At 69.6% G+C, this 23,284-nt stretch carries 24 protein-coding genes and 1 tRNA gene; 13 read left to right on the top strand and 12 right to left on the bottom strand.

Annotated elements, in window-relative coordinates:
• Positions 1-109 precede the first annotated feature (109 nt).
• Positions 110-532 carry a hypothetical protein gene (locus tag VN461_07120; protein HXB54538.1) on the bottom strand — a complete coding sequence of 141 codons (423 nt, stop codon included), beginning with the start codon at positions 530-532 and terminating at the stop codon, positions 110-112.
• Between the two features lie 255 nt (positions 533-787).
• Here VN461_07120 and VN461_07115 point away from each other — a divergent pair, with 255 nt between their 5' ends.
• The 5 genes from VN461_07115 (at position 788) to VN461_07095 (ending at position 5,359) form a co-directional block, all read left to right on the top strand.
• Positions 788-1,606, top strand: a complete 819-nt coding sequence (locus VN461_07115; GenBank protein HXB54537.1) for a ParA family protein — start codon at positions 788-790, stop codon at positions 1,604-1,606.
• 172 nt (positions 1,607-1,778) lie between these two features.
• Positions 1,779-2,363, top strand: a complete 585-nt coding sequence (locus tag VN461_07110) for a hypothetical protein (protein HXB54536.1) — start codon at positions 1,779-1,781, stop codon at positions 2,361-2,363.
• Positions 2,364-2,419: 56 nt separating this feature from the next.
• Positions 2,420-4,201 carry a M1 family metallopeptidase gene (locus tag VN461_07105; GenBank protein ID HXB54535.1) on the top strand — a complete coding sequence of 594 codons (1,782 nt, stop codon included), beginning with the start codon at positions 2,420-2,422 and terminating at the stop codon, positions 4,199-4,201.
• 68 nt (positions 4,202-4,269) lie between these two features.
• The gene (locus VN461_07100) at positions 4,270-4,473 is read left to right on the top strand and encodes a hypothetical protein (protein ID HXB54534.1); all 204 of its coding nucleotides are present in this window, start codon (positions 4,270-4,272) and stop codon (positions 4,471-4,473) included.
• 22 nt (positions 4,474-4,495) lie between these two features.
• The gene (locus VN461_07095) at positions 4,496-5,359 is read left to right on the top strand and encodes an aldo/keto reductase (GenBank protein HXB54533.1); all 864 of its coding nucleotides are present in this window, start codon (positions 4,496-4,498) and stop codon (positions 5,357-5,359) included.
• Here VN461_07095 and VN461_07090 read toward each other — a convergent pair.
• Positions 5,356-6,363, bottom strand: coding sequence for a Gfo/Idh/MocA family oxidoreductase (locus VN461_07090; GenBank protein HXB54532.1), 1,008 nt, complete (start codon positions 6,361-6,363; stop codon positions 5,356-5,358). The two genes, VN461_07095 and VN461_07090, sit on opposite strands and share 4 nt — an antisense overlap.
• 563 nt (positions 6,364-6,926) lie before the next feature.
• Here VN461_07090 and VN461_07085 point away from each other — a divergent pair.
• Together VN461_07085 and VN461_07080 are read left to right on the top strand one after the other, a co-directional pair.
• Positions 6,927-7,919, top strand: a complete 993-nt coding sequence (locus tag VN461_07085; protein HXB54531.1) for a hypothetical protein — start codon at positions 6,927-6,929, stop codon at positions 7,917-7,919.
• A gap of 154 nt (positions 7,920-8,073) precedes the next feature.
• Entirely contained in the window at positions 8,074-8,406 is a 333-nt protein-coding gene (locus VN461_07080; GenBank protein HXB54530.1) for a PilZ domain-containing protein, read from the top strand.
• Between the two features lie 12 nt (positions 8,407-8,418).
• Here VN461_07080 and arcC read toward each other — a convergent pair whose 3' ends face one another.
• Positions 8,419-9,375 (bottom strand): carbamate kinase, encoded by a 957-nt coding sequence (arcC, locus tag VN461_07075; protein ID HXB54529.1) that lies wholly within the window; start codon positions 9,373-9,375, stop codon positions 8,419-8,421.
• Positions 9,376-9,681: 306 nt separating this feature from the next.
• On the opposite strand from arcC, the gene VN461_07070 reads away from it, so the two are divergent.
• Positions 9,682-9,918 (top strand): hypothetical protein, encoded by a 237-nt coding sequence (locus VN461_07070; GenBank protein ID HXB54528.1) that lies wholly within the window; start codon positions 9,682-9,684, stop codon positions 9,916-9,918.
• 61 nt (positions 9,919-9,979) lie between these two features.
• On the opposite strand, the gene VN461_07065 is transcribed toward VN461_07070, so the two are convergent.
• On the bottom strand, positions 9,980-11,020 hold the full coding sequence (locus tag VN461_07065; GenBank protein ID HXB54527.1) for an AI-2E family transporter: 1,041 nt from the start codon (positions 11,018-11,020) through the stop codon (positions 9,980-9,982).
• 71 nt (positions 11,021-11,091) lie between these two features.
• On the opposite strand from VN461_07065, the gene VN461_07060 reads away from it, so the two are divergent.
• Genes VN461_07060 through VN461_07050 form a run of 3 tightly spaced genes read left to right on the top strand, consistent with a single transcriptional unit; the run spans position 11,092 to position 13,716 of the window.
• The gene (locus VN461_07060; GenBank protein HXB54526.1) at positions 11,092-11,781 is read left to right on the top strand and encodes a lysoplasmalogenase; all 690 of its coding nucleotides are present in this window, start codon (positions 11,092-11,094) and stop codon (positions 11,779-11,781) included.
• Complete coding sequence (locus tag VN461_07055) at positions 11,765-13,015, top strand: cysteine desulfurase-like protein (protein HXB54525.1); 1,251 nt, start codon at positions 11,765-11,767, stop codon at positions 13,013-13,015. The genes VN461_07060 and VN461_07055 overlap by 17 nt, the downstream gene beginning before the upstream one ends.
• An 11-nt stretch (positions 13,016-13,026) precedes the next feature.
• On the top strand, positions 13,027-13,716 hold the full coding sequence (locus tag VN461_07050; GenBank protein HXB54524.1) for a methyltransferase domain-containing protein: 690 nt from the start codon (positions 13,027-13,029) through the stop codon (positions 13,714-13,716).
• On the opposite strand, the gene VN461_07045 is transcribed toward VN461_07050, so the two are convergent.
• The 7 genes from VN461_07045 to der form a co-directional block, all read right to left on the bottom strand.
• Positions 13,713-15,728, bottom strand: a complete 2,016-nt coding sequence (locus VN461_07045) for a molybdopterin-dependent oxidoreductase (GenBank protein ID HXB54523.1) — start codon at positions 15,726-15,728, stop codon at positions 13,713-13,715. The two genes, VN461_07050 and VN461_07045, sit on opposite strands and share 4 nt — an antisense overlap.
• Before the next feature lie 193 nt (positions 15,729-15,921).
• Positions 15,922-16,686, bottom strand: a complete 765-nt coding sequence (surE, locus tag VN461_07040; GenBank protein ID HXB54522.1) for a 5'/3'-nucleotidase SurE — start codon at positions 16,684-16,686, stop codon at positions 15,922-15,924.
• Between the two features lie 319 nt (positions 16,687-17,005).
• Entirely contained in the window at positions 17,006-17,218 is a 213-nt protein-coding gene (locus VN461_07035; GenBank protein HXB54521.1) for a hypothetical protein, read from the bottom strand.
• An 86-nt stretch (positions 17,219-17,304) separates the two neighbouring features.
• Positions 17,305-17,381: transfer RNA gene (locus VN461_07030), tRNA-Pro, on the bottom strand.
• Positions 17,382-17,393: 12 nt separating this feature from the next.
• On the bottom strand, positions 17,394-17,783 hold the full coding sequence (locus VN461_07025; protein HXB54520.1) for a MerR family transcriptional regulator: 390 nt from the start codon (positions 17,781-17,783) through the stop codon (positions 17,394-17,396).
• A gap of 19 nt (positions 17,784-17,802) precedes the next feature.
• Positions 17,803-18,081, bottom strand: a complete 279-nt coding sequence (locus VN461_07020; protein HXB54519.1) for an integration host factor subunit alpha — start codon at positions 18,079-18,081, stop codon at positions 17,803-17,805.
• A gap of 148 nt (positions 18,082-18,229) precedes the next feature.
• Positions 18,230-19,546, bottom strand: a complete 1,317-nt coding sequence (gene der / locus VN461_07015; protein ID HXB54518.1) for a ribosome biogenesis GTPase Der — start codon at positions 19,544-19,546, stop codon at positions 18,230-18,232.
• A 66-nt stretch (positions 19,547-19,612) separates the two neighbouring features.
• On the opposite strand from der, the gene VN461_07010 reads away from it, so the two are divergent.
• Both VN461_07010 and VN461_07005 read left to right on the top strand, forming a co-directional pair.
• Positions 19,613-19,885 carry an HU family DNA-binding protein gene (locus tag VN461_07010; GenBank protein ID HXB54517.1) on the top strand — a complete coding sequence of 91 codons (273 nt, stop codon included), beginning with the start codon at positions 19,613-19,615 and terminating at the stop codon, positions 19,883-19,885.
• A gap of 19 nt (positions 19,886-19,904) precedes the next feature.
• On the top strand, positions 19,905-20,903 hold the full coding sequence (locus tag VN461_07005) for a site-2 protease family protein (protein HXB54516.1): 999 nt from the start codon (positions 19,905-19,907) through the stop codon (positions 20,901-20,903).
• A 7-nt stretch (positions 20,904-20,910) separates the two neighbouring features.
• Here VN461_07005 and priA read toward each other — a convergent pair whose 3' ends face one another.
• Positions 20,911-23,274, bottom strand: coding sequence for a primosomal protein N' (gene priA, locus VN461_07000; protein HXB54515.1), 2,364 nt, complete (start codon positions 23,272-23,274; stop codon positions 20,911-20,913).
• Between the last annotated feature and the right edge of the window lie 10 nt (positions 23,275-23,284).

The raw sequence follows: 23,284 nt of genomic DNA, 5'->3' as shown, positions 1-23,284 counted from the left end.
GCCTCATCCGTCGTCTTCGTCTTCCGAAGGAGGAACGGATAACGGACAACGGACACAACGAATGCCAAGAACAAAACGGCAAGTCCCAACGCTAGGGCTTGACAAGCCGTCACTCCATATCAGCCTTGGGCAGCCTCTGCTGGTCGCAACCGGCTGCCGGGCGTCGCGTTCGGTCAAGCGCTCCGACGAGCGCGCTCTTTCGGCCTCCGAACTGGACCTTGGTCAGGGTCTTGCTGCCTCCTCCGTCCGTCCTCACGACCACCGCGTCTTCCTCCGCCTTGCGGCCGATGTCCACGAGCTTGCCACGGGTCTCGGCCACGACCTTCCCGCTCTTCTTCACGGTCACGGCCACTTCGGGTCCTTCGCCCATCCATGAAATCGTGTAAGTGCCCGCGCTCAGCTGGGTGCCGTTGAGCGCGGTCGCCTCTGGTAACTCCACCGTGACTGACTGCCGGGATGACGCCCCCACCGCAAGCGTGGCGAGGCAAAGTGTCACCGCGGGTACGAGCCCGGCGACATGCTTCTTGGTCATGCTCACCTCCGAGGGTCGATCTCTCTCGCGACTCCTCAAATGAGAAAAGACGCCACACTCCCGGGATTGGTTGGCTTCAAGTTATTGATCTGACACGAGTCATCCAGACGACTGGGTGCGGCTCCCGGAGCCGGACCGGCCGCCTCGGGCTCGCCCCCGCCTCGGAGGTGGGGCGGACGAAACCCCAAAATTCGGGGCCATCCACTTCACGACTCGCCCGCCCGGCGCTACACTGCAGGCGCACAGGGGGTGTGGATGGCACGTCGAGTGGCGATCTCAAGCCAGAAGGGGGGCGTGGGCAAGACGACCGTCGCCCTGAACCTGGCGGTCACCCTAGCCGACCGGGGCCGCAAGACCCTTCTGGCCGACCTCGACCCGCAGGGGGGGATCGCATTGTCCCTGGCCAAGGGCGACGCCGAGCTTCAAGGGCTGGCCGAGTTGCTCATGGGCCAGGCCGAGCCAAGGCAGGCGGTCACCGCCACCCATCTCCCCGCCCTGAGCCTCTTGACGCGCGGCCGGCTGGACCCTACCGATGTCTCTTCCTATGAACGCGAGCTTTCCAGCCCCGGGATTCTGGAGCACGCGCTCGCCAGCGTCGAACAGGGCTTCGACATCGTCCTGATGGACACCCCCTCTGGCATGGGCATGGTCACCCGGGCAGCCCTGGCCATCTCGGACTTCGTTCTCTTGCCTTTCCAGACCGAGGCTCTCGCCCTGCGCTCCATGACCCAAGCCCTGCGCGTTCTGGAGCACGTCCAAGCCAATGAAAATCCCCGTCTGCGACTCCTGGGCATTCTCCCCACCATGGTGGAGAGGGACAAGCCCAGCGTCCAGGCCGTGCTGCGCGAGATCTGGAACGGCTTTCCCGACGCTCTCGAAACGATCGTGCCCCGCTCCGAGGTCTTCGCCCGGGCGAGCGAGGGCGGCCTCCCCCTCGGCTTTCTAGGCGGGTCTCCCATCCCCGAGGCGCGCCGCTTCGAGCTCCTAGCCGACGAGCTCGAGGCACGGATGGACCGGTTCCGTGGAATGGAGAAACAGCCCCATGAAGCTAAGCCCGCCCGGCAGCTCCTCTGACCTCGAGACGGCGCGTGCGATCGCCCGCCGCCTGAGTCAGCCGACCGCGAGTCGGGATGCCCTCGGCCGGCCCGCCTCCCCTCCGCCCAGCGGGGCCCCCGCGCCCCCCCCCGCAGACGTCCCGCTAGCCCCAAGGCCCGCCCCGCGCCCCCCCGAGCCGGAGCCCTCTGCGGTGGAGCCCCCGCTGCCGCCCAAGCCGGAGCGGATTGTCGCTCCTCCCCGGCCGGAGCCCCACGTGCCACCCCCGGTCTTCGAACTCGAGACGGAGCGCGAACCCGACCTGCCGGACATACAGGGCGAAGCGGAATCCGCCCCTTCCGCTCTCTCCGCTCCCTCCGCCCACGAAGCCGAGCCCGAGCTCGAGCTCGTTGCGGACCTGGAGTCGGCCATGGCCGAGGAGCCACCCCTGCCGCCCGCGCCGCCCACCTGGACGGAGATCCTGCAGGACTGCCTCTTTCTGGCCCGGGCCGGGGGCGCACTCCTCATCAACGTTCAAGGTCAGATCGCCGCCTTCAGCGGGGACTGGCCCCCCCCTGGCGTGGAAGCCATCGCGGCTCGGCTGGTGCCGGCCATGGACAAGGCCCTGAAGGACGCGCCAACCCGCTCGGTCTCGGTACCCCTAAGCGGCAAGCACCTGACCGCCTGGCGCGTCCCGGTGGAGGGGGGGTTGCTCACGGTGGGCTTCATCGCCGACGCCCCCCTGAAGCCCGAGGTCCGACCCTCCATCGACGGGGAGCTCAAGCGCGGGCAGGTCTGACCGGCACGCCCCCAGACTCGACGCGCTCCCCGCGACAACTCTGGAGACAAACACTTGTGACCTGCCCGGATCCGCACTCCTACTTCGACTCGGACCAGCCTAGAACCCGCCGACTCCGCCTGCGCCTGGCCGTCGACTTCGAGCGCCGGTCCCTGGAGGGCGTGGTCGTCCTGGAGCTGGCGGGCTCGGACGCGGGCCAACTCGACCTCGACACCAAGGGGCTCAGCATCCAATCCGTGGAGGCGGGCGAGGGAGTGCGCGTTCCCTTCGCCCTCGGGGACCCCGACCCGATCCTGGGCCGCCGCCTGCGCCTCCAGCTGCCCCCGGGAACCCGCGAGGTCGCGATCCGCTATGAGACGTCGCCGGAAGCGGTGGGCCTCCAGTGGCTCACGCCCGAGCAGACCGAAGGCAAGCGCCACCCCTTTCTGTTCAGCCAGTGCCAACCGATCCACGCCCGCACCATGGTGCCCCTCCAGGACAGCCCCTATGTGAGGGTGACCTACGAGGCAGAGGTCACCTTGCCTGAGGCCCTGACCGCAGTCATGTCCGCGGCCCCGGGAGCCCACCGGCCCGCGCCCCGGCCGGGGGCCCGTACCTTCCGTTTCGAGATGCCGCAGGCCATCCCCTCCTACCTGCTCGCGCTGGCCGTGGGCCACCTGGAGCCCCGTGATTTGAGCCCGCGCTCCCGGGTGTGGGCGGAGCCGGAGACGGTGGAGGCCGCGGCCTGGGAGTTCGCGGGAATCGAGGCCATGCTCACCAAGGCCGAGCAGCTGTTCGGGCCCTACGAATGGGACCGTTACGACATGCTCGTGCTCCCCCCCTCCTTTCCCTACGGCGGGATGGAGAATCCTCGGATGACGTTCCTAACCCCCACCCTGCTCGCCGGCGACCGCTCGCTCGTCGACGTGGTCGCGCACGAGCTCGCCCATTCCTGGACCGGCAACATCGTCACCAACGCCACCATGGACCACTTCTGGCTGAACGAGGGTTTCACGGTCTGGGCGGAACGCCGAATCCTCGAGGCCCTCCACGGCGAGGCGGAGGCCGTTCTCGGCTGGGCCATTGGCCAGAAGGCTCTCGAGCAGTCGGTGGAGCGGTTCGGGGCGGAGTCTCCGCTCACGCGCCTCCGCACCGACCTCAAGGGCATCGACCCCGACGACGCGTTCTCCTCCATCCCCTACGAAAAGGGCTCGCGCCTCCTGACCCTGATCGAGCGCACGGCCGGCCGGGAGCGCTTCGACCGTTTCCTACGCGCCTACATCGATCGCTTCCGCTTCACCTCCATCACCTCCGAGGAGTTCATCGCCTTCCTTGAGGAGCAACTGCCGGGGGTGGCGGGGCGCGTCGAGGTCGACACCTGGCTCTATCAGGCGGGCCTCCCAAAGAACGCACCCGTCTTCCGCTCCCCCGCCCTCGAGGAGCTGACCGCCCTCGCCGAGGGCTGGCCCGCGGGCGCGCGGCCGGCTCCGGATCGGATGCGTCGCTGGAGCCCGAGCGAGACCCTCGTCTACCTCCAGCACCTGCCGCGACAGCTGGACTCAGCCTCCTGCCAATGGCTGGACTCCGCCTTCGGCCTCTCGGCCCGCGGCAACTACGAGATCCTGGTGGAGTGGCTGACCATCGCCGCGGGATCCGACTACCCCCCCGCCTTCGACCGCATCCGCGAGGTCCTCACCCGCGTGGGCCGGATGAAATACCTCCGCCCCCTCTACACCGCGCTCGGCATGCACGCCCGCACCCGAGCGCTCGCCCGTGAAATCTTCGCCGCCGCCCGCCTCCTCTACCACACCCTCTCGCGCCGGGTGGTGGAGTCGGTCATGGAGAAGTACCCGCCCTAGCCGGTTTTCCAGGCCTCGGAGGGAGCCATTGGCCGACAAGCCACCGCCCGGAAGCGACCGACGACGAGGTGAGCCTCCCGGACAAGGCCTTCCGCGAGCTGGGGGCGGGCGAGGTCTACCCGCCGGTCGTGGGGCCGGACCGGGCGCTTCCGGAGGTCAGCCTCCGGTCCGTGGCCCAGGGTCTGGTTTGGTCCGTGGTATTCTCCGCCGCCGCCACCTACATCGCCCTCAAGCTGGAACAGGGCAGCGAGTCCGCCATTCAGCCGTGCTAGAGTCGTCGCAAGGGGGTGCTACATGAACCGTCGCGACTTCGTCCGCCAGGGCACCGCGGCCGCCGCCCTCATCGGCTGGGGCCGCCTTCCCCTCCTCGCCGCCTCGCGCCCGCGGCAGGCCCAGGACATCGTCGCCCTCGGGGGCACGGGCATACGGGTCTCTCGGTTGGCCCAGGGCACGGGGACCCATGGGTTTGGCGGCAGCTCGAATCAATCGCGCCAGCTGGGCCTCTCCGGCCTGGCCGGGCTTCTGCGGGCCGGGGTCGACCAGGGGCTCACCTTCTGGGATCTGGCCGACACCTACGGCACCCACGCCCACGCCCGGGAAGCCCTTAAGACGCTCCGCCGAGACCAGGTCGTGATCATGACCAAGACCGAAGCCCAGACGGAGGGGGAGATGCGGGCCGACCTCGACCGGTTCCGCCGCGAGATCGGGACCGACCGCATCGACATTCTGCTCCTGCACTGCCTGACCGAGGGCGATTGGCCCCGGCGGCGGGAGGGGGCGATGGCCGTGCTGAGCGAGGCCAAGGAGAAGGGCGTGATCGGGGCCCACGGGGTCTCCTGCCATTCTCTAGAGGCCCTCCGCACTGCCGCCGCCACGGACTGGGTGGACGTGGACCTGGCCCGGTTCAATCCCATCGGGGCTTACATGGACGCGCCCCCCGGCACCGTCCTCCCCGTTCTCGAGGAGATGAAGCGAAAGGGGAAGGGCGTCATCGGGATGAAGATTCTCGGCCAGGGCCAAATGCGCCATCGCGTGGACGAGGCCCTCGCCTACGCCCTCGCCTCGCCCGTGCTGGACGCTTTCACGATTGGAGCCGAGAGCCGGGGCGAGCTCGCGGACCTGCTGGTGCGAATCCCCGCCGCCAGCCTCCGCGCCTAGCCGATCCGCACCGGGCGACCTTCCCGGGCCGACCGGAGGAGGGCGAGGAGGGCGACCATGTTGCCCCGGCTCTCTCCCAGAATAACCCGCGGGGGCTTGCCTTCAAGAACCGCATCCGCGACGTCTTCCACCTCCAGGGCATAGCGGTCCCCTCCCCCCGTGGGGATGGTCTCCGTCTCCCCGTTCCGCCGCGTCAGCATCACGCTCGCGTCCGCTCCCGGGCGGAAAGGCCAGGGTACGCGCAGCACTCCCTCCGTCCCCACAAACTCCATCTCCGCCCGGAAAGGCGAGCGGAAGCCACAGTCGAACTGGACGAGGACGTCCCCCGGGAATCGCATCTGGCCGGTGAACACCTCATCCACCCCCGAGGGACCGCTCCGCTGCCAGCCGAAGGCCTCCACCGGCTCCGCGGCGATCGCGAACCGGGCCAAGCTCACCGGGTAGCATCCGACGTCCCATAGGCTGCCGCCCCCCAGCTCGGGGAGGAGGCGGACATCCTGGGACCGGGTGAGGTCGAAGGTGAAACACCCCCGCACCAGGCCGAGCTGTCCCACCGCCCCCTCCTTCACGAGCGCCCGGATCCGCTCCGTCTGAGGGTGGTGCCGGTACATGAAGGCCTCCGTCACCACCACCCCGGCCTCTTTGGCCGCGGCCTCCACCCGCGCCATCTCCTCCGCGGAGAGCACCAGAGGCTTCTCGCAGAGCACGTGCTTGCCCGCCTGCGCCGCCCGCACGGTCCACTCAGCGTGGAGCGCGTTGGGGAGGGGGATGTAGACCACGTCCACCTCGGGATCGGCCAGGAGCGCTTCGTAGTCCGGGTAGGAGCGAGGTATCTCCCACTCCCGCGCGTAGCTTTGCGCCCGCTCCGCCGAGCGGCTGGCCACGGCCAGGAGACGGTTGCGGCTGGAGGCGCGCAGGGGAGGCACGAGGGAGCGGTTGATGCGGGCGGTTCCGAGCAGACCCCAGCCCAACACCTGGCCGGCCGGACGGCCGCGGGGGCTCATGACCGCACCTCCCTCACCGGAGCGCTTGATGGAACGCGACCCCCGCCCCCCCGGGTGCGAGCGAGCAGACGCTGCGCCCAGGGCTGTTTATTCGACTTGATTCGGCGGCGGTTCATCGTAGCGTGGCCTCCTGACTCGCCCACATGCCGGGCGCTACGGCCAGGAGGGCGTGAGGTTAAGCACGCGGAGCGTCGAGACCCCCGCCGACCTTTGGCGGACGCCGCGGGAAGCGTGAACGGCACGTCGAGGGCGCCGACTCCGATGTAGCACCGTCCCCCTCGCTGCCCAAGGCGGGGCCGGGGCCGATTATGGCACGGCGGGAGTCCGTCGCCGCCGATGTGGCTGGGAGGCGACACGAAGTGGTGCCGAAGCCGCGCCCGCCTCCGCTTGTTCCGGACAGAACCGGCTCCAAGAACCTGGCCCGCGCCTTGCTCGTAAGAGGCCAGGGGGTGACTTCCATCACGTCCCCAACCTCGGCCCGTCCGTAGCTCACTAGTGCAGGCCGAGGCCGGACGCGGGCAAGTCAGGTCCGAAGAGGGCTGCGGTCACCTCCGGGGGAACCCATGAGGCAGTCTGTCGCGTTGCTAGCGCTCGCGTCCGGCCTCGTCGCGTGCCACGGGGGCAGCCCCACCGGTCCCACGCCGGCGGCCGCGGTTCCCCCCGTTTTCGGCGGTGCCGGCGCTCCCGCCGTTCAATCCCTCCACGCCCTCCACGCCCTGAGCTTCATCTCCGGCGAGACCCAGCAGCCGGTGGCGGGAGTCCGCGTCCTTGTGGACGGCCGGGCCTACACGACGGACTCGGAGGGGAAGATCGTGCTCCTGGCTGTTTCCACCGGCGCCACGGACGTGGATGCGAGCGCCTCGGGCTTCCTGGAGCGCCGGACACTCTTTCGGTCAAGCCCGTTGAGCCTCTGGCCGAAAGTCAGCCCGACCGGACTGGACGAGGAGTACTCGGCCCGGCTCGTCTACAACTGCACGGAAGCCACGTGCCCCTCCGCCGGGCAGCCCCTGGCTCGGGTCCTCCGGGGTCCCGTCTTCGTCGTGCCCTCCGCGGAGATCCGGTCCGACCCCGCGGCCCTGGAGATCCACAAGCAGGCGGCCGCGCTGCTGACCACGGCCACCGAGGGAGTGGTGACGTACATGGTGGCCGACGCTGCCCCCCCGGGGGCGCTTACCGTGAGCACCTGGATCGACCCCAACGATCCCGTGCTCCTGCAACTCGGAGCGGGAGGCGTGACCCGCCGCCAGATCGACAGCCGCGGCGCCATAACGGGCGCGACCGTCGCCCTGCGCAGCCGGGAGTTGGCTCTGCGCCTGCCCCTGGTGCTCCATGAGCTGGGCCATACCTTCGGTCTCGGGCACTCTCCACGAGTCGGGGATGTGATGTTTAACGGCCCGGAAATCTATGACTTATCCGACTTCTCCCCGCGTGAGCGGCTCGCCGTAGACCTGATGCTCCAGCGTTCGCCCGGCAATCGCTTTCCGGATAGCGACGACGAGCTTCTGCTCAGCACCAACCGCGCTAAAGCCCAGGTGCTGGCGTGTGGTCGCCCCTGAGCCCCGTGGCTCCGCATCGGCGGCTGGGCCCTGCTTGACCCGACCCATCTCCGAGCGTAGTCTCGACTTGCTCGCCGGCGGCGGGGCCGTTTCAGCGGACCGCGACCCCGGCGACCCGGGGGCGGGTCGGTCGGTAAAGGGGAGCCGGGAGGCTATGCGCAAGCGGAATGCGCTCCGCGTGATCCCGAGGAGCGCGGTCACGGTCGTCATCGAGAACCAAGGCTTGCCCCGCGCCTTCGGCGTGGTCGCCAACATCTCGGATGCCGGGGCCTGCGTGTGGACGACCGGCGCCTTCGATGTGGGAGAGAACCTCGTCCTTCGCCTGAGCTTCGCCCTCGAGCCCCAGCCCTTCCAGGCGGCCGGGCGCGTCGTCTGGGGCGAGACCGGTCGCAACGGTGCGGGCGCCCTCTGCTACGGCCTCCAGTGGGCCCACCCGAGCGGCCCCCAGCACGCCCGATTGAGGGGTTTGATCCGCGTCTCGAGCTGAAGCGGCCTTCCCTCAGATCCCCCCGATGAAGTGGGTGCCCGCCCGCCCGTCGATGGCCTGGGGGAGGCTTTCGGGATTCGTGATGAGGGCGCGGCGGCCACCGCTGCGCAGGAAGCGGATCACGGCCTCGATCTTGGGCCCCATGCTCCCGGCCGGGAAGTGGCCCTCCCCTTGCAGCCGCTCCAGCTCTTCGAGCGTGACCGCGCCCAGCGCCTGCTGGTCGGGCTTGCCGAAGTTGATGTAGACCTGGGGCACTGCGGTGAGAATGATGAGCAGGGCGGCGTTGACGTCGGTGGCGAGCACGCTCGAGGTCAGGTCCTTGTCGATCACGGCCTCGACACCCGCGTAGCTGCCGTCCGCCCGCTGCTTGATCGGGATGCCCCCCCCGCCGCAGGCCACCACGATGTGGCCGGCTCGGACCGCGTCGCGGATCATGTGGCGCTGCACCACCTTCAGGGGCCGGGGCGACGGCACCAGGCGGCGCCAGCCCCGCCCGGCATCCTCTTTGACCTTCCAGCCCATTTGATCGCGCCGGTGCTCGGCCTCCTCCCGGGTGAGGAAGGGCCCGATGGGCTTGTGCGCCTCTTTGAAAGCGGGGTCGTTCTCGTCCACCACGACCTGCGTCACCACCGTCACCACGTAGCGGCGCATCTGCCTCTTCCGCAGGTGGTTGAGCAAGCTCTGCTGGAGAATGTAGCCGAGGCTCCCCTCCGTCATGGCCACGAGCACGTCCAGGGGCAGGGCGGGCACCTCCTTCCCACCCTCCTGCTGGATGAGGAGGTTGCCGACCTGGGGCCCGTTGCCGTGGGTGATCAGAAGGTGGTAGTCGCGCTCGACCAGGGTCATGAGGAGGGAGGCAATGCCGTCGGCGTTGCGCTCGTGCTCGTCGATGGTCCCCGCTTCGCCCGGCTGCATGAAGGCGTGGCCCCCCATGGCCACGAGCACGATGGGCTGGCTGGGGCTGCTCATGGGATCCTCCGGCGACGCAGAGCATGGCACGATCCAGGAGCGGGGGCTATGCGGTCACGGAGAGGCGCAGCGGAAGCGCTCGCGGCGCTCCGGATTGGGGTGCACCAAATCGTGCACATTGCTGTTCGGAAGCGTGCACGCAAACCCGCTGCCTCGGCCTCCTTTCCCCGTCGCAGTCCATAACGTCATCAGCAATAGAGCCTTACGCCGACCAGAGCTACACCCATCCTATGGCATCCCTCTTGCTGGACTAGAGGGTGTTGATGGTTGTTTTGCTCTCAACCCCTCTTTAGGAGATTGAATCTAATGAAGAAGTTCGCGCTGCTCATCGCGTTCCTGTTCGCTTCCGGCGTTGCTTTCGCGCAGACCACGGCCACTACCACTCCCGCCGAGCCCACCAAGAAGGACGAGACCAAGAAGGCGGACAAGAAGGACGAGAAGAAGACCACCCACAAGAAGAGCACCAAGGCCACGGCGAAGAAGGAAGAGAAGAAGGACGACACCAAGAAGGACGAGCCCAAGAAGGACGAGCCCAAGAAGTAGTTCTTCCTCTTTCGTTTGGACAAGGGGAGCTGCCTTACCGGGCAGCTCCCCTTCGTCTTTCTCAGCCGGCGCTCGCGGCTTGCGGAGCCCGCGCGACGGCGCCTCCCTCCTCCTCCCTAAACTCCGCTCCGATCCGGCTGGCCACATAGAGGAAGGGGAAGGAGACAAAGAGGCCCACGAAGCCCAGCAGGTCCTCCCAGAGGATCAGGCTGATGATGAGCACGAAGCCGGGGAGCCGGACGTGCCTTGAGGCCAGGCGGGGGTTGAGGTAGTACGACTCCACCTTGTGCAGCAGGAAAGTCAGGCCCACGAAGGTCGCCACCCCCGGCCAGCCGCTGGCCTGGTAGGCAAGCAGGGTCAAGACCGCCCCCGCCACAAAGTTCCCCACCACGGGGACCATCCCGGACAAGAAGATCATGAAGAGAAGGGGCGCCGCGTGGGGGATGCCGACCAAGAGAAGCACGGGCAACGTAAGGACGGCGTTGCACGCGGCCACCACCATCTGGAACTGCAGGGTGACGGAAATCGCGTCCGCCAAGTAGCCCAGCCATCGCAGGAGCGTCCCCCCCAGCGAGCGCGGGTCCAGCCGGTCCCGGAAGCCGTCGATCTCCTCCTGCTCCAGCACGTACACCACGGCCAGGATGAAGCCGATGAAGGCGTGCAGGACCAGGTGGCCCACCACCGCCAAATAGCCGAGGATCCCCGCCGCATAGCGTTTGGCGGCGTCTACGATGAGATCCGCTCCCCCCAGGTACTCCTGAACCTCAAGGAAGAGCGGCGTCTGCCGGAAGGCGGCGATCCGCTCCGGTAGCGCCTCCCGCGCGGCCAGGAAGGCCTCAAACGCCCGCACCATCCCCAGGTCCACCGCCACCGTCAGGAGCCCGGCGGCCGACGCGAGCAGGAGCAGGAGGGCGACCGAGCGGCGCAGGCGGGTATGGCTTGCCAGCCAGTGCGAGGCCAGACGCAGCGGGCGGGCGAACGCCACCATGAACACCAGGAGCACGAGTACGTGGCGGAACAGCACGAGGAGGCCGATGAAGAGGGCGAGCACGATCGCCCGCGGCCCGTTGAGGGGCCGGAAGAGGCTGCGGAAGGCGTCCATGCGGCCCGAGCCTACACCAAAGATGGAGCGGGCGGCGGGAGGACCGTGAAGTCCGTTAGAATCACCGCGCCATGCGGTGGCGTGTGACGCTCGCCGGCCTTGGCTTCCTGGCCGCGGCCGCTTTCCTGGTCGGACTGGGGCTCGACCTTCCCGCTCTGCGCTTCCTGACCAAGCCCCTCCCCGTGCTGTGTCTGGCCGCGGCAGTGGCGGCGCAAAGGCGCGATCCTCTCGCCCGCGCCGTGACCGTAGGCCTCTGTCTCTCCGCGGTCGGAGACGCCCTCCTCGAGGGCGGCCTCTTCCTGCCTGGCCTCCTGGCCTTCTTGGGCGCGCACGTGGCCTACGCGACCGGGTTCTTTCTCGACACCCCGCGGCTCGCGATTCTCCGCGCCCTGCCGTTTGCGGGGTGGGGCGCCTCGATCTACGCCCTCCTCTTGCCCAACCTCGGCGCCTTGGCCGTTCCCGTCCTCCTCTACGTCCTGGCCATCTGCGTCGTGATGTGGAGGGCGGCGGTACGCATCGGCGCCCGCGGTTCTCCGCGCGCGGACGAGTGGATCGGCCTCCTGGGAGCCCTGGCCTTCGCGGCCAGCGACAGCCTGATCGCCCTCGATCGCTTCCACGCCCCCCTCCCCGCCGCTCCCATCCCGATCATCCTCCTCTACTGGGCCGGGCAGTGCGGCTTTGCGGGGGCGGCCGGGGCCACGAGCTGGGGTATGCTCCGCGGGGCGCGCGGAGGAACGGAGGCCCATGAGAGTCGCGACTGACCGCACCACCGGGAGGGTGGCCGACGTGGAGGCGATCCGCCGCCACTTCCCCGCTCTCGAGCGCCGTCATGAGGGACGGAGCGTCGCTCACTTCGACGGGCCGGGAGGAACCCAAGTCCCGCGGGTGGTGGTGGAGGCCATGGACGACTACTTGCTCCACCACAACGCGAACACGCACTGGCACTTCCCCACGAGCCTCGAGACCGACGCCGCCCTCGCCCGGGCCCGGGCCACCCTCGCGGACCTGCTGGGTGCCTCGCCGGGCGAGATCGTCTTCGGGGCCAACATGACCACCCTCACTTTCCACCTGGCCCGGGCCCTGGGGCGGGGATGGGGCCCGGGGGACGAGGTCGTGGTCACGGAACTGGACCACCACGCGAACGTCGACCCCTGGCGCGCCGTGGCCCGTGAGCGAGGGCTCACCGTCCGCGTGGTCGCCCTCCGGCCGGAGACGGGCCAGCTCGACGAGGACGACCTAGCCCAGGCCCTCACCCCCCGCACGCGGCTCCTCGCCATCGGAGCCGCCTCCAACGCCCTGGGGACGATCAACGACGTGCACGGAGCCGTGCAGAAGGCCCACGCGGCGGGGGCCCTCGTCTTCGTGGACGCCGTTCACTACACACCCCACGTGCTTCCCGACGTGCGCAGCTTCGACTGCGACTTTCTGGCCTGCTCCGCCTACAAGTTCTACGGCCCCCACGTGGGCGTTCTCTATGGCCGGCGGGAGCGGATCGAGGCCCTGGACCCTCCCAAGCTCGCCCCCGCCCCCGACCGCGCACCGGAGTGCCTGGAAACGGGGACCCAGAACCATGAGGGCCTGGTGGGCGCAGCGGCGGCGGTGGACTTCCTGGCCTCCTTGGCCGGAGGTGGCGATCGCCGAGCCTCCCTGCTCGAGGTCTTTGGGGCCCTCCATGAGCGCAGCCAAGCCCACGTGGAGCGTCTCTGGGCGGGCCTGGGCGAGATCCCCGGCCTAACGCTCTACGGGCCCTCCCCCTTGGCCCCCCGCACACCCACCGTGGCCTTCACCCTGGCCGGCCACCCCTCCGGACAGGTCGCCTCTGCTCTCGCCCGCCACGCGGTGTTCGTCTCCCACGGCGACTTCTACGCGACCACCGCGGTCCGCCGCCTGGCCCACGGGGAGGACGGCCTCGTCCGCGCCGGCTGCGCCTGCTACACCACGCGGGAAGAAGTCGACCGCCTGGTCGAGGCCGTGCATTCCGTGGCCCGAACTTGATCGGAGGCTCCGTGCCAATCCGAAGAGCCGCGTTCGCCGTGCTCCTGGCCGGTCCCATGTCCCTCGCCCCCGCCCAGGACTCCTCGCCGCGCACGCCCCACGAGATGCGCCAGCTTCACGGCGATGCCCAGGCCTACATCGCGATGCTGGAGGACCCGGCGCGGGATGCCTACCAGAAGCCGAACGAGGTCGTGGCCGCTCTGGGCCTCAAGGCCGGCGAGGTGGTGGCGGATGTCGGGGCGGGGTCCGGCTACTTCGCCCTCCGCCTCGCCTCCTCGGTGGGACCCACGGGCTGGGTCTATGCCGTCGACATCAGCCCGGACATGACGGTGTACATGAACCGCCGCATCCGCGACGCCGGCATCCGCAACCTGCAGACCATCCTGGCCGCGCCCGACGATCCCCTGCTGCGGGACGCCTCCGTGGATCGCTTCTTCATCTGCGATACGTGGCATCACATCGCTGACCAGGAGGCCTACCTGGCCCGCATGAAGAGGATGCTGCGCCCGGGCGGCCAGGTGGTCATGATCGACTTCCACAAGAGGGAGCTGCCCCTGGGTCCACCCCTGTCCATCAAGATCGCCCGCGAAGACCTGATCCGGCAGATGGAAGCGGCGGGCTTTCAGCTCCTGCGCGAGCACACCTTCTTGCCCTACCAGTACTTCCTGGTCTTCGGCTTGAAGCCGCCCGGGAAAGGCTAGAGCCGCTCCACCTGCACGCGCGCGTCGTTGAAGCAGGCCCCGCCCCCGAGGTCGGTGAGGGTGTCGGGAACGAGGGCGTTGGCGGTGGTGCCACTCGCGGTGTTGTGGCTCCAGAGGCCCTTGGGCAGCAAGGCCACTCCCCCCCGAAGGTCGGGGTTGATGCGGGCGCGGCAGCGAACCTCTCCCAAGGCATTGAAGATCCGCACGGGGTCGCCCTCCGCGATCGAGCGGGCGGCGGCGTCGTCGGGGTGGAGCTCTACGGGGACGGGACGGGAGTACAGCTCGCCCAAGCTGGAGCTGATCGTGCGGTGGGTGGCGGGAGAGATGAGCACGAGCGGGAAGCGCTCCGTGGCGGGGTCGGGCTGATAGGCGTAGAGGCCCCGGGGCGCCTCGCGGTCCAGCTCCTCGGGCAGCAGATGGACCTTCCCGTCGGAGGTACGGGGAAGGACGTCCACGAACTGCACGGGCGCCGGACCGCCCACCGGGAAGGCCACCCCTTCCTCCCGCATGGACCGCCGGAGCTCGCCCTCCCGGGGATCGCTGCTCAGGATGGCCGCGGTGAGCTCCTCCGCCGTCTCGGGCTCGCCCGCCCGGGCCAGGCCCAGGCGGCGGCAGAGCTCGGTGAAGACCTCATGGTTCGAGCGGGACTCGCCGCAGGGCGCGATGACCGGCTGGGCGTCCTGGAGCACGAGGGCTCCATAGCCCCGAGATAGCTCCCTCCGCTCCAGGAAGGTGGTGGCGGGGAGGACCACGTCCGCGTAGCGCGCGGTGTCCGTCCGCACCTGGTCGAAGACCACGGTGAAGAGGTCCTCCCGCGAGAGCCCTTCCCGCACCCGCTCCTGAGCGGGCATGGTGGCGAGGGGGTTGCAGTTGTAGACGAAGAGAAGCTTTATCGGCGGATCCACCCCCCCCATGAGGGTGTGGCCCAGCAAGTTCATGTTGACGAGGCGGGTCGGCACCTCGGGCTCGGCGGCGGCTCCCTCCGTGTCCAGCGTCCAGGCCCCGGAGTTGCTGAGGGTGTAGCCCCCTCCCCGCACCCCGAACTTCCCCGCCACCGCCGGGAGGGCCAGCACCGCAGCCACCGCCGAGCCTCCGTTGCGGTTGCGCTCCAGCCCCCAGCCGCAGCGCACGACGGCCGGCCGGGACGCCGCGTAGAGGCGGGCGAAGGCCTCTAGGTCGGCCGCCGCCACTCCCGCCAGCGACGCCGCCCGGGCGATCGTCCAGGGCTCGGCCCGCCGCCGCAGCTCCTCCGCCCCCGTGGCGTGTGCGGCTAGGAAGGCGCCGTCGGCCGCCCCGGTCTCAAACAGCCAGCGGAGCACGGCCAGGGCCAGGGGCAGGTCCGTCCCCGGCCGCAGCGCCAGGTGGAGGTCGGCCCGGCGGGCGAGGGGGGTGCGGCGGGGGTCCACCACTACGAGGCGGGCGGCCGCCCTCTGGGCCTGCTGGACGAAGGGCAGGAGGTGGATGCCGGAGACCGACGGATTGGCGCCCCACATGACGATCAAGCGCGCGTGGACGTAGTCCTGCAGCGCCACCCCCGGCATCTTGCCGTAGAGCCCCTGGGCCGCCCGCCCGGTGGGGGCGGCGCAGACGGTCCTCGCCAGGCGGGAGGCGCCCAGCCGCCGGAACAGGCGGGCATCGGTCGTGTCCTGGGAGAGGTAGCCGTTGGAGCCGCCGTAGGAGAAGGGGAGGATCGCCTCGCCCCCCCATTCCCGCCGGACCGCATCCATCTTCTCCGCCACCCGGTCCAGCGCCTCGTCCCAGGAGGCGGAGGCGAAGAGGCCTTCCCCCTTGGCTCCCCGCCGGACCCCGGGCTCGAGGAGCCGCCCGGGACCGTAGACATGGTCCGCGTAGTGTCGGACCTTGTCGCAGATGAACCCTCGCGTCACCGGGTTCGCGCGGCTTCCCTCGATCTTGGCGAGGCGCTCCCCCTGCAGGGTCACCTCCAGGCTGCAGGCGTCTGGGCAGTCCAGGGGACAACTGCTGGGAACGACCCGGGCGACTTCCAGGCTCACGGCCCCTCCCTCCCGCGATTGTTCCAGACTAGGCCGACCATATCCACCCGCCTCCCTGGTCCGACTCAGCCCGGCCGTGGGAGAAGGACGCCGGGCCGCCCAAGAAGCTCGGCCCTCGAGCTTGCCGTCCGGCTGGAGCCGGCGGCTGAGGGCAGAGCCCTCTCGGCCCCCGGGAGCACGCCCGGAAACGGGGCTACTTCCGCCCCTTGCCGTTGAGCCCCGGCTCCCAGCCCCGGAAGGCGGCGAGCACGGCGTGGTGGGTGGTGTCGGTCTGCAGGGGCGTGATCGAGATCAATCCCTGCCGGATCGCGTGGATGTCCGACATCTCGTCGCTCACCCACCGATCGCGGCCCTCCTCGATCCAGTAGTACGTCCGGCGACGCGGGTCGAGGCCCTCGAGGATGGTTCCTTCGTGCTCCCGCCGCCCCTGCACGGTGATGGCCGTGCCCCGCGGGCTCCCGGGGGGGACGTTGACGTTGAGCAGCGTGCGCTCCGGTAGCCCCTTCTCCAGGACCAGGGCCGCCAGCTTGGCCGCGAACGCGGCCGCGGGTTCGAAGTCCATCTCCGCCCGCGCCGCGAGCGAAATGGCCACCGAGGGGAGCCCGAAGAACGTCCCTTCCCGTGCCCCCCCCACCGTGCCCGAGTAGAAGACGTCCTCTCCCAAATTGGCCCCGCGGTTGATCCCCGAGAGGACGAGGTCGGGGCGACGGGGCAGCAGCTTGACCAGGGCCAGGTTCACGCAATCCGCGGGCGTGCCGTCCACGGCGTGGACCCGCGGTTCGATGGTCTCCGCCCGCAGCGGGTGCTTCAGGGTCAGGGACTGGGCGCAGGCGCTCACCTCCCGGTCGGGGGCCACGATGTGCACCTCCCCCAGGTGGGCCAGGGCCGCGGCCAGGGCCCGGATACCAGGGGCATGGACACCGTCGTCGTTCGTCACCAGGAGGAGTGGCTGGCTCATGGAAGGGGGAAAACCCCAAGACCGCGTCCGGGGGCGAGGAGCGCGGTCGGCCGGTCACGGTCGGGATGGGTGGACTCGGTTCCGCGACCAACCGCACACCAACAAGCCCAGGGGTGAGGCGACATGCTCTCCGGTGTTCCCTCGCGTGGCTGCCCGGTGTGGACCTCGGCCCGCAAATCGAACGAGCAGAATACCACAAATCGGGGAGGGCCCCCGCGGCCGCCGAGCAGAGGACTCGCTCCTCAGGGGACGAGGAGGACGGCCCGTGGGAACGACGGGAGCAGTGGTGAGCGGGCGGGGTGGGAGTCGCGCGGAGCGGCTACTTCTTTTTCTTCCAGTTCCAGTCGGCGAGACGTTCGCCCCACTTATTGAAAGCGGGTTTCAGGCAATCGTTGTGAAGGATCTCCGCCACGAAAAAGAGGAGCGTGATGAGCCACCAGCGACGCGGGCCAAGGACGCCGTGGTACACGAGCAGAATGTACCCCGCGAAGGCCAGTCGGGCCGGGGAGAAGAGCGTCGAAAGGACTTCCACCGGTCACCTCCTCGCTTGGGGTCGGCTCGCGTCGCACTCGCTCCGGCCACCGTCGGGGAGGAGCGACTCTACCCCGGGAAGGGCTATGGTCGGGATGGCCGGATTTGAACCGGCGACCACCTGCACCCCAAGCAGGTGCGCTACCAGGCTGCGCCACATCCCGAGACGCCGACGGTCAAACCCGTTTTGTATCATCCCGCTGGAGCAGAGTCAATATTTCCCGCAGCTGCTGCCGGACCTCACGGAGCACGGCGCGCCCTTGGTCGTCGGGAGGCGGCGTGACCTGGCCCTCGGGGGTGGGCGTCGGGGTGCGGCCCGCGAGCTCGGACTCCAGCCGCTTCTTCGCCCCCGCGATCGTGAAGCCCTCTTCGTAGAGGAGCTGCTTGATCCGCAGCACGGTCTCGATGTCCCGGCGCCGGTAGATCCGCTGGCCCGAGCTGTTTTTGGCCGGGGCCAGGGCCGGGAACTCCGATTCCCAGTAACGCAGCACGTAAGGTTGGGTGTCGGTGATCTCGCAGACCTCCCCGATCTTGAAGAAGAGCTTGTTGGGGATCTGCTTTTCCATCGCGGGCGACCGCAGAGAGCTACTCGATTGCGGCCGGGGCGAAGAGCTTTGACGGGCGGAACACAACGGAGCTGCGGGGCTTGATCAACATCTCCTCTCCAGTTTGGGGATTGCGTCCTCGCCGTTCCCGTTTCTGGCGGATCACGAACGTTCCGAACCCGGTGATCTGGACCTTCTCGCCCTCCCCGAGATGGCGCTTGATGGACTCAAAGATGATTTCGACCAGCCGCGCAGCTTCGCGGTTCGAGATGCCCCCGTGCCTTTCGTACACAATCCTGGCAATGTCGGCCTTCGTCATGGGAGCCCGAACCAGCTCAAGAAAAGGCGAAAAGTCAGGAGTTACAAAGGCTTACGCTAAGGATTTCAACCATTATATGAGACCCCCCTGGCGATGTCAAGAAGAAAGCGTACTGGAGGTGTCAAGAGGGCCGTCCCTCAAGGATATTTCAGTGTCTTCGGGTCCGCACCTTGAGCACGATGGGCGTGCCCTCGAACCCATAGGCCGCCCGAAGCTGGTTCTCGAGGTAGCGTTGGTAGGAAAAGTGCAGGTCGACAGGATGGTTGAGGGAAAGCACGAAAGTGGGGGGTGCGATCCCGATCTGGGTCCCGAAGAGAATCCGCACCTGCCGGTTGCCTTTGTCCGCCTTGGGGGCATGGGCCTCCGCGGCGCGCGCCAGCAGGCGGTTCAGCTCCCCCGTGGTCACCCGGGTCTGGCGGGCGGCCTGCACGCGCTCGGCCGTGCTCAAGAGCCCGGCCACGCCCTTCCCGCTCCGCGCGGACACGAAAACCCGGGGCGCCCAGCTCAGGAACTTGAGATGGCGGAGCACCTCGGCCTCGAAGCCGCGCATGGTCGCGGAGTGCTCGCGGGCCAGGTCCCACTTGTTGACCGCGATCACCACCCCCCGACCCGCTTTCTGGATGTAGCCGGCGATGGTGGCGTCCATCTCGCGGACTCCCTCCGTGGCGTCCAGGAGCAAGATCGCCACATCCGCCCGCTCGATGGAGCGCCGGGCCTGGACGACGCTGACCTGGTCCACCGTCTCCTTCAAGAGGCGCTGCCGTCTTATGCCCGCGGTGTCAAAGAAGTGGTAGCGCTTGCCCCCCTGTTCGAGGAGGCTGTCCACGGTGTCCCGCGTGGTGCCCGGGATGGCGGACACCACGGCTCGCTCCGACCCCAGCAGCCGGTTGAGCAGGGACGACTTGCCCACGTTGGGCCGGCCCACGAGAGCGAGCCTCAGGGGCGGGGACGCCTCCTCCGGCACCGCCACCCGCGGCAGGGCCATGAGCGCGGCATCAAGCAGATCACCCACACCCTGCCCATGCTCGGCGGACAGCGACAGCACGGTCGGGAAGCCCAGCCGGGCGAACTCGGGGGCACCGTCGGAGGCGCCCTCGATCTTGTTGACGGCCACAACCACCCGCTTGCCCCCGCGCCGAAGCTGCCGGCCGATGGAGGCATCGTCGGGCAGAAGCCCCGCCCGTCCGTCCACCACGAAAAGGACGAGGTCGGCCTCGTCTATGGCCCGCTTTGCCTGGTCGGCGGCGGGCCCCAGCAGGGGATCGTCCGTCTCGAGCAGGAGCCCCCCGGTGTCGACAAGCTCGAACGCCGCGCCCTGCCACGAGACCTGCGCGTAGTTCCGGTCCCGCGTGGAGCCGGCCCCTCTGTCGGTGATGGCCTTGCGTCGACCGCAGATGCGGTTGAAGAGCGTGGACTTCCCCACGTTGGGCCGGCCGACGATCGCGATGCGAGGGATAGGGAGCACTGTTCGTTTGACACCGAATTCCGGCTAGTCCTATAATACGTGGCACTTAGAAGGAGGTCCATCCCCATGATCAAGGTGGACATCATCAACGAGGTCTCCAAGGCGGCCGACATCACGAAAGTCAAGGCCGAGGTGGCGGTCGAGGCCGTCCTCGAGGCCATGAAGGACTCCATGATGAAGGGGGAGAGGATCGAGCTCAGGGGGTTCGGCGTCTTCCAGGTCAAGCCCAGAAAGCGCGGAATCGGTCGCAACCCGCGGACGGGCAAGGAAGTGAAGATCCCGCCAGGCCGAACCATCCGGTTCAAGCCGGGCAAGGACCTCCAGAACCTCAGTCAGTAGCGCCCGACTCCGGCGCCGCGTGAGGTTTCCCCTGCCCCCGACCGGGCCCCACCCCACCGTCGGGAAGTCCGAAGCGCACCTCACCCCCGAGGAGGATCCTTGGGCGGGCGGCTTCCCGGAGCTTCGCCCCCGCCAATCCGGCTGGAACCGATGGGGCCGCCACGTCGTCCTCTTCGCGCTCACCGCGATCTCCGTCTGCCTCGCGGGCGCGCAGAGGTCTGGGGACGTCGGAGAAGGACTCAAGCTCACAGTGGCCCTGATATCCATCCTTCTCTCCCATGAGATGGGCCACTACCTGGCCTGCCGCTACTACAGAGTCGACGCCACGCTTCCTTTCTTCATCCCCGGACTGTGGCTGCCCCTCGGAGGCCTCCTCGGGTGGGTGGCTCTGCCCTTTGTGGGCACGTTCGGAGCGGTCATCAGGATCAGGAGTCCGATCCCGAACCGGAAGGCCCTATTCGATATCGGTATCGCAGGGCCCCTCGCCGGCTTTGTCGTCTGCCTGCCCGTACTCGTCCTCGGAGTCCTGGAGGCGCGCTGGATTCCCCCGCCTAACGGCGGCGAAGGAACTGAATACCTCGGCTTCGGCGCGCCGCTCCTCTTTCAATGGATCGTCGACCTGCTCCAGGGGCCCTCCCCGGAGGGCATGACCCTGGCCATCGGCTCCCTCGGTCTGGCCGCCTGGTTCGGCCTTCTCGTGACCGCCCTCAACATGATGCCGGTCGGCCAGCTCGACGGCGGCCACGTGACCTACGCCCTCGTCCGTGGACGGGCGGCCCTCATTTCACGGCTGGGAATTGTGGCCTGTCTGGCGCTGCTCTACTTCCATCCCTCCTGGCTCTTGTGGAGCCTTCTGCTCCTCCTCCTCGGCCGCCGTCCCCACCCGCCGACCCTCAACGACCACGCCCCCCTCGGCTGGGTGAGGGTGGCGGTCGGCATTCTCGGCTTTCTTGTCTTCGCGGTCTCCTTCACGCCGAGCCCGTTCCTGTTCACGTGGCGCTCACTCTTCGGCGAGTGAGCCCTACTCACATCACGCTGAGGGGATCCACGTCCACCGACACCCCCGGCCAGCGGGTCGGTCCGTAGCGCGCGACCAGTGCCCGCTGCACCGCCTCGCGCATGGCGCGGCGCGAGCCCTTGAGCAGGATCTGGAACCGGTGCTCCCGCCGCAGGCGGGCCAGGGGAGCCCGGGCCGGGCCCAGCACCCGGTACGTCCCCGCCCCCTCGCGCAGACTGCGGGCCAGCGCCTCCGCCTCCCCCCTCCCCGCCGCCCCCTCCCGAGAGCGCACGACCAGGTTCAGGAGGGCCTGTACAGGCGGGTAGCCCATGGTCCGTCGGTATTCCATCTCCCGTTCGAAGAACGACTCGTAGTCCTGCGCGCACGCGAAGCCGAGCGCATAGTGGTCGGGCATGTGGCTCTGGAGGATGACCTCGCCTGCCACCTCCCCCCGTCCGGCCCGGCCCGCCACCTGGGTCAGGAGCTGAAAGGTCCGCTCCGCGGCCCGGAAATCGGGCAGGCCCAGGCCGACATCGGCATCCACCACCCCCACGAGAGTGACCCGGGGGAAGTCGTGGCCCTTGGCGATTAGCTGGGTGCCGACCAGGATGTCAGTCTCCCCCGCCTCGAAGGCGGCCAGGACCCGCGCCACCGTGCCCCGGCGACCCGCGCGGTCCCGGTCCAGGCGGTCCACGCGCGCGTTCGGCAGCGCGGCCCGGACGGCCTCCACCACGCGCTCGGTGCCGTAGCCGGTGAGGCGTAGGTAGGCGCCGCGGCAGGAGCCGCAGGCGGTGGGGGCCCGGCCCTGGTGGCCGCAGTAGTGGCAAAGGGCCGTGCCTCCCCCCTCGTGGAGCACCAGCGACACCGAGCAGTTGGGGCACGCGGCCTCCAGGCCGCATTCGCGGCAGAGGAGGCTGGTGGCCCAGCCGCGGCGGTTCAGGAGGAGGAGGGCCTGCTCCCGGCGGGCCAGACGGTCCGCCAGGGCCTCCCGCAGGGGAGGGCTCAAGATGGGGTCCCCCCCCGCCTTCAGGACCTGGCGGCGGTCGACGATCTGCACCTTGGGGAGTCCCCGGGGCCCAATGCGCGCGGGCAAGACGAGCCTCGTGTATTTGGCGCGGAGCGCGTTGGCGTGCGACTCCACGGAGGGCGTGGCCGAGCCCAGGATCACGGGGACTCCCTCGATCGTGGCCCGCATCACCGCCACGTCCCGTGCGTGATAGCGGGGGCTCTCATCCTGCTTGTAGGCGGCCTCGTGTTCCTCGTCCACCACGATCAGGCCCAGGTCCTTGACGGGCGCAAACACCGCCGAGCGCGCCCCCAGCACCAAGCGGGCCCCTCCCTCCCGAACCCGCCACCACTGATCGTGTCTTTCCCCCGCCGAGAGCTCGCTGTGGAGCACGCAGACGGTGTTCCCGAAGCGGGCCGTGGCCGCGCGCACGAGAAGGGGGGTGAGAGCGATCTCGGGGACGAGGATGAGGCCGCCGCCGCCCTGGTCGAGCGCGCGCTCGGCGGCCCGAAAGTAGACCTCGGTCTTCCCGCTGCCCGTGATCCCGTGCAGGAGGAAGGGGGCGAAGCGCCGCGCCGACACCGCTTCCAGGATTGGCTCCAGAGCGCGGGCCTGGTCCTCGGTGGGGGTGGGCGCGGTCCCCGCTCCCCCGGGCAGCATCTCCGCGGCGCGCACGTCGCTCTCCTCCTCCATCCGGACCGCGCCCCCCAGGACCAGACGCTTAAGCGCGCCGCGCAGGGAACTCCGGTCGCGCACGAGCTCGGCGAGGCGGGCTCGGCCCCCGGCCTCCCGGAGCCGGTCGAGAACCTCCTGCTGGGCGGCGCCGCGGGCGTGAGCCCCCGCCCCGGTGAGGACCGCCACCCGCACGCGACGGAACCCTGGAGCGCGCAGGTCCTGGTCGACCTCCACGATACCCGCCGCGCGCAGCCGAGCCAGGCGACCCTCGGACGCGACGCCCAGCCGATGCGCGAGCACCGACACCCGGAGGGGGCCCCCGCGCAGGGCGTCCACCACAGGATCTCCGGGGGCCGCCTCCGGCCGGGCGAGACGCGCCACCGCCCGGCTGGCTCTGATCCCCGCCGGCGGGAGCACCAGCCGGTAGCACTCCCCGGGGGGTGCGAGGTAGTGATCGGCCACCCAGGCCGCCAGATCGAGCAGGGGGGAGGCCACGAGCGGACCATCGTCGAGCACCTGCGCGATGTCCTTCAGGGCCCGCTCCGAGCCCTCCTCCGCCGAGCCCGTGACCACCCCGATCACGCGGCGCGAGCCGAAAGGCACGAGCACGCGCACGCCCCGCTCCGGGGTGGGCAGGCCCGGGGGCAGGCGGTACGAGAAGGCGACCTGCAGGGGGAGGGGGAGGGCGACGTTGACGGCGCGGCCTTCCATGGCGGCCGTT

The organism is Vicinamibacteria bacterium, assembly GCA_035570235.1.
In the GTDB taxonomy this organism is placed as follows: domain Bacteria; phylum Acidobacteriota; class Vicinamibacteria; order Fen-336; family Fen-336; genus DATMML01.
Note: the sequence above shows the minus strand (reverse complement) of the source record. Positions and strands in the feature narration are given on the sequence as shown.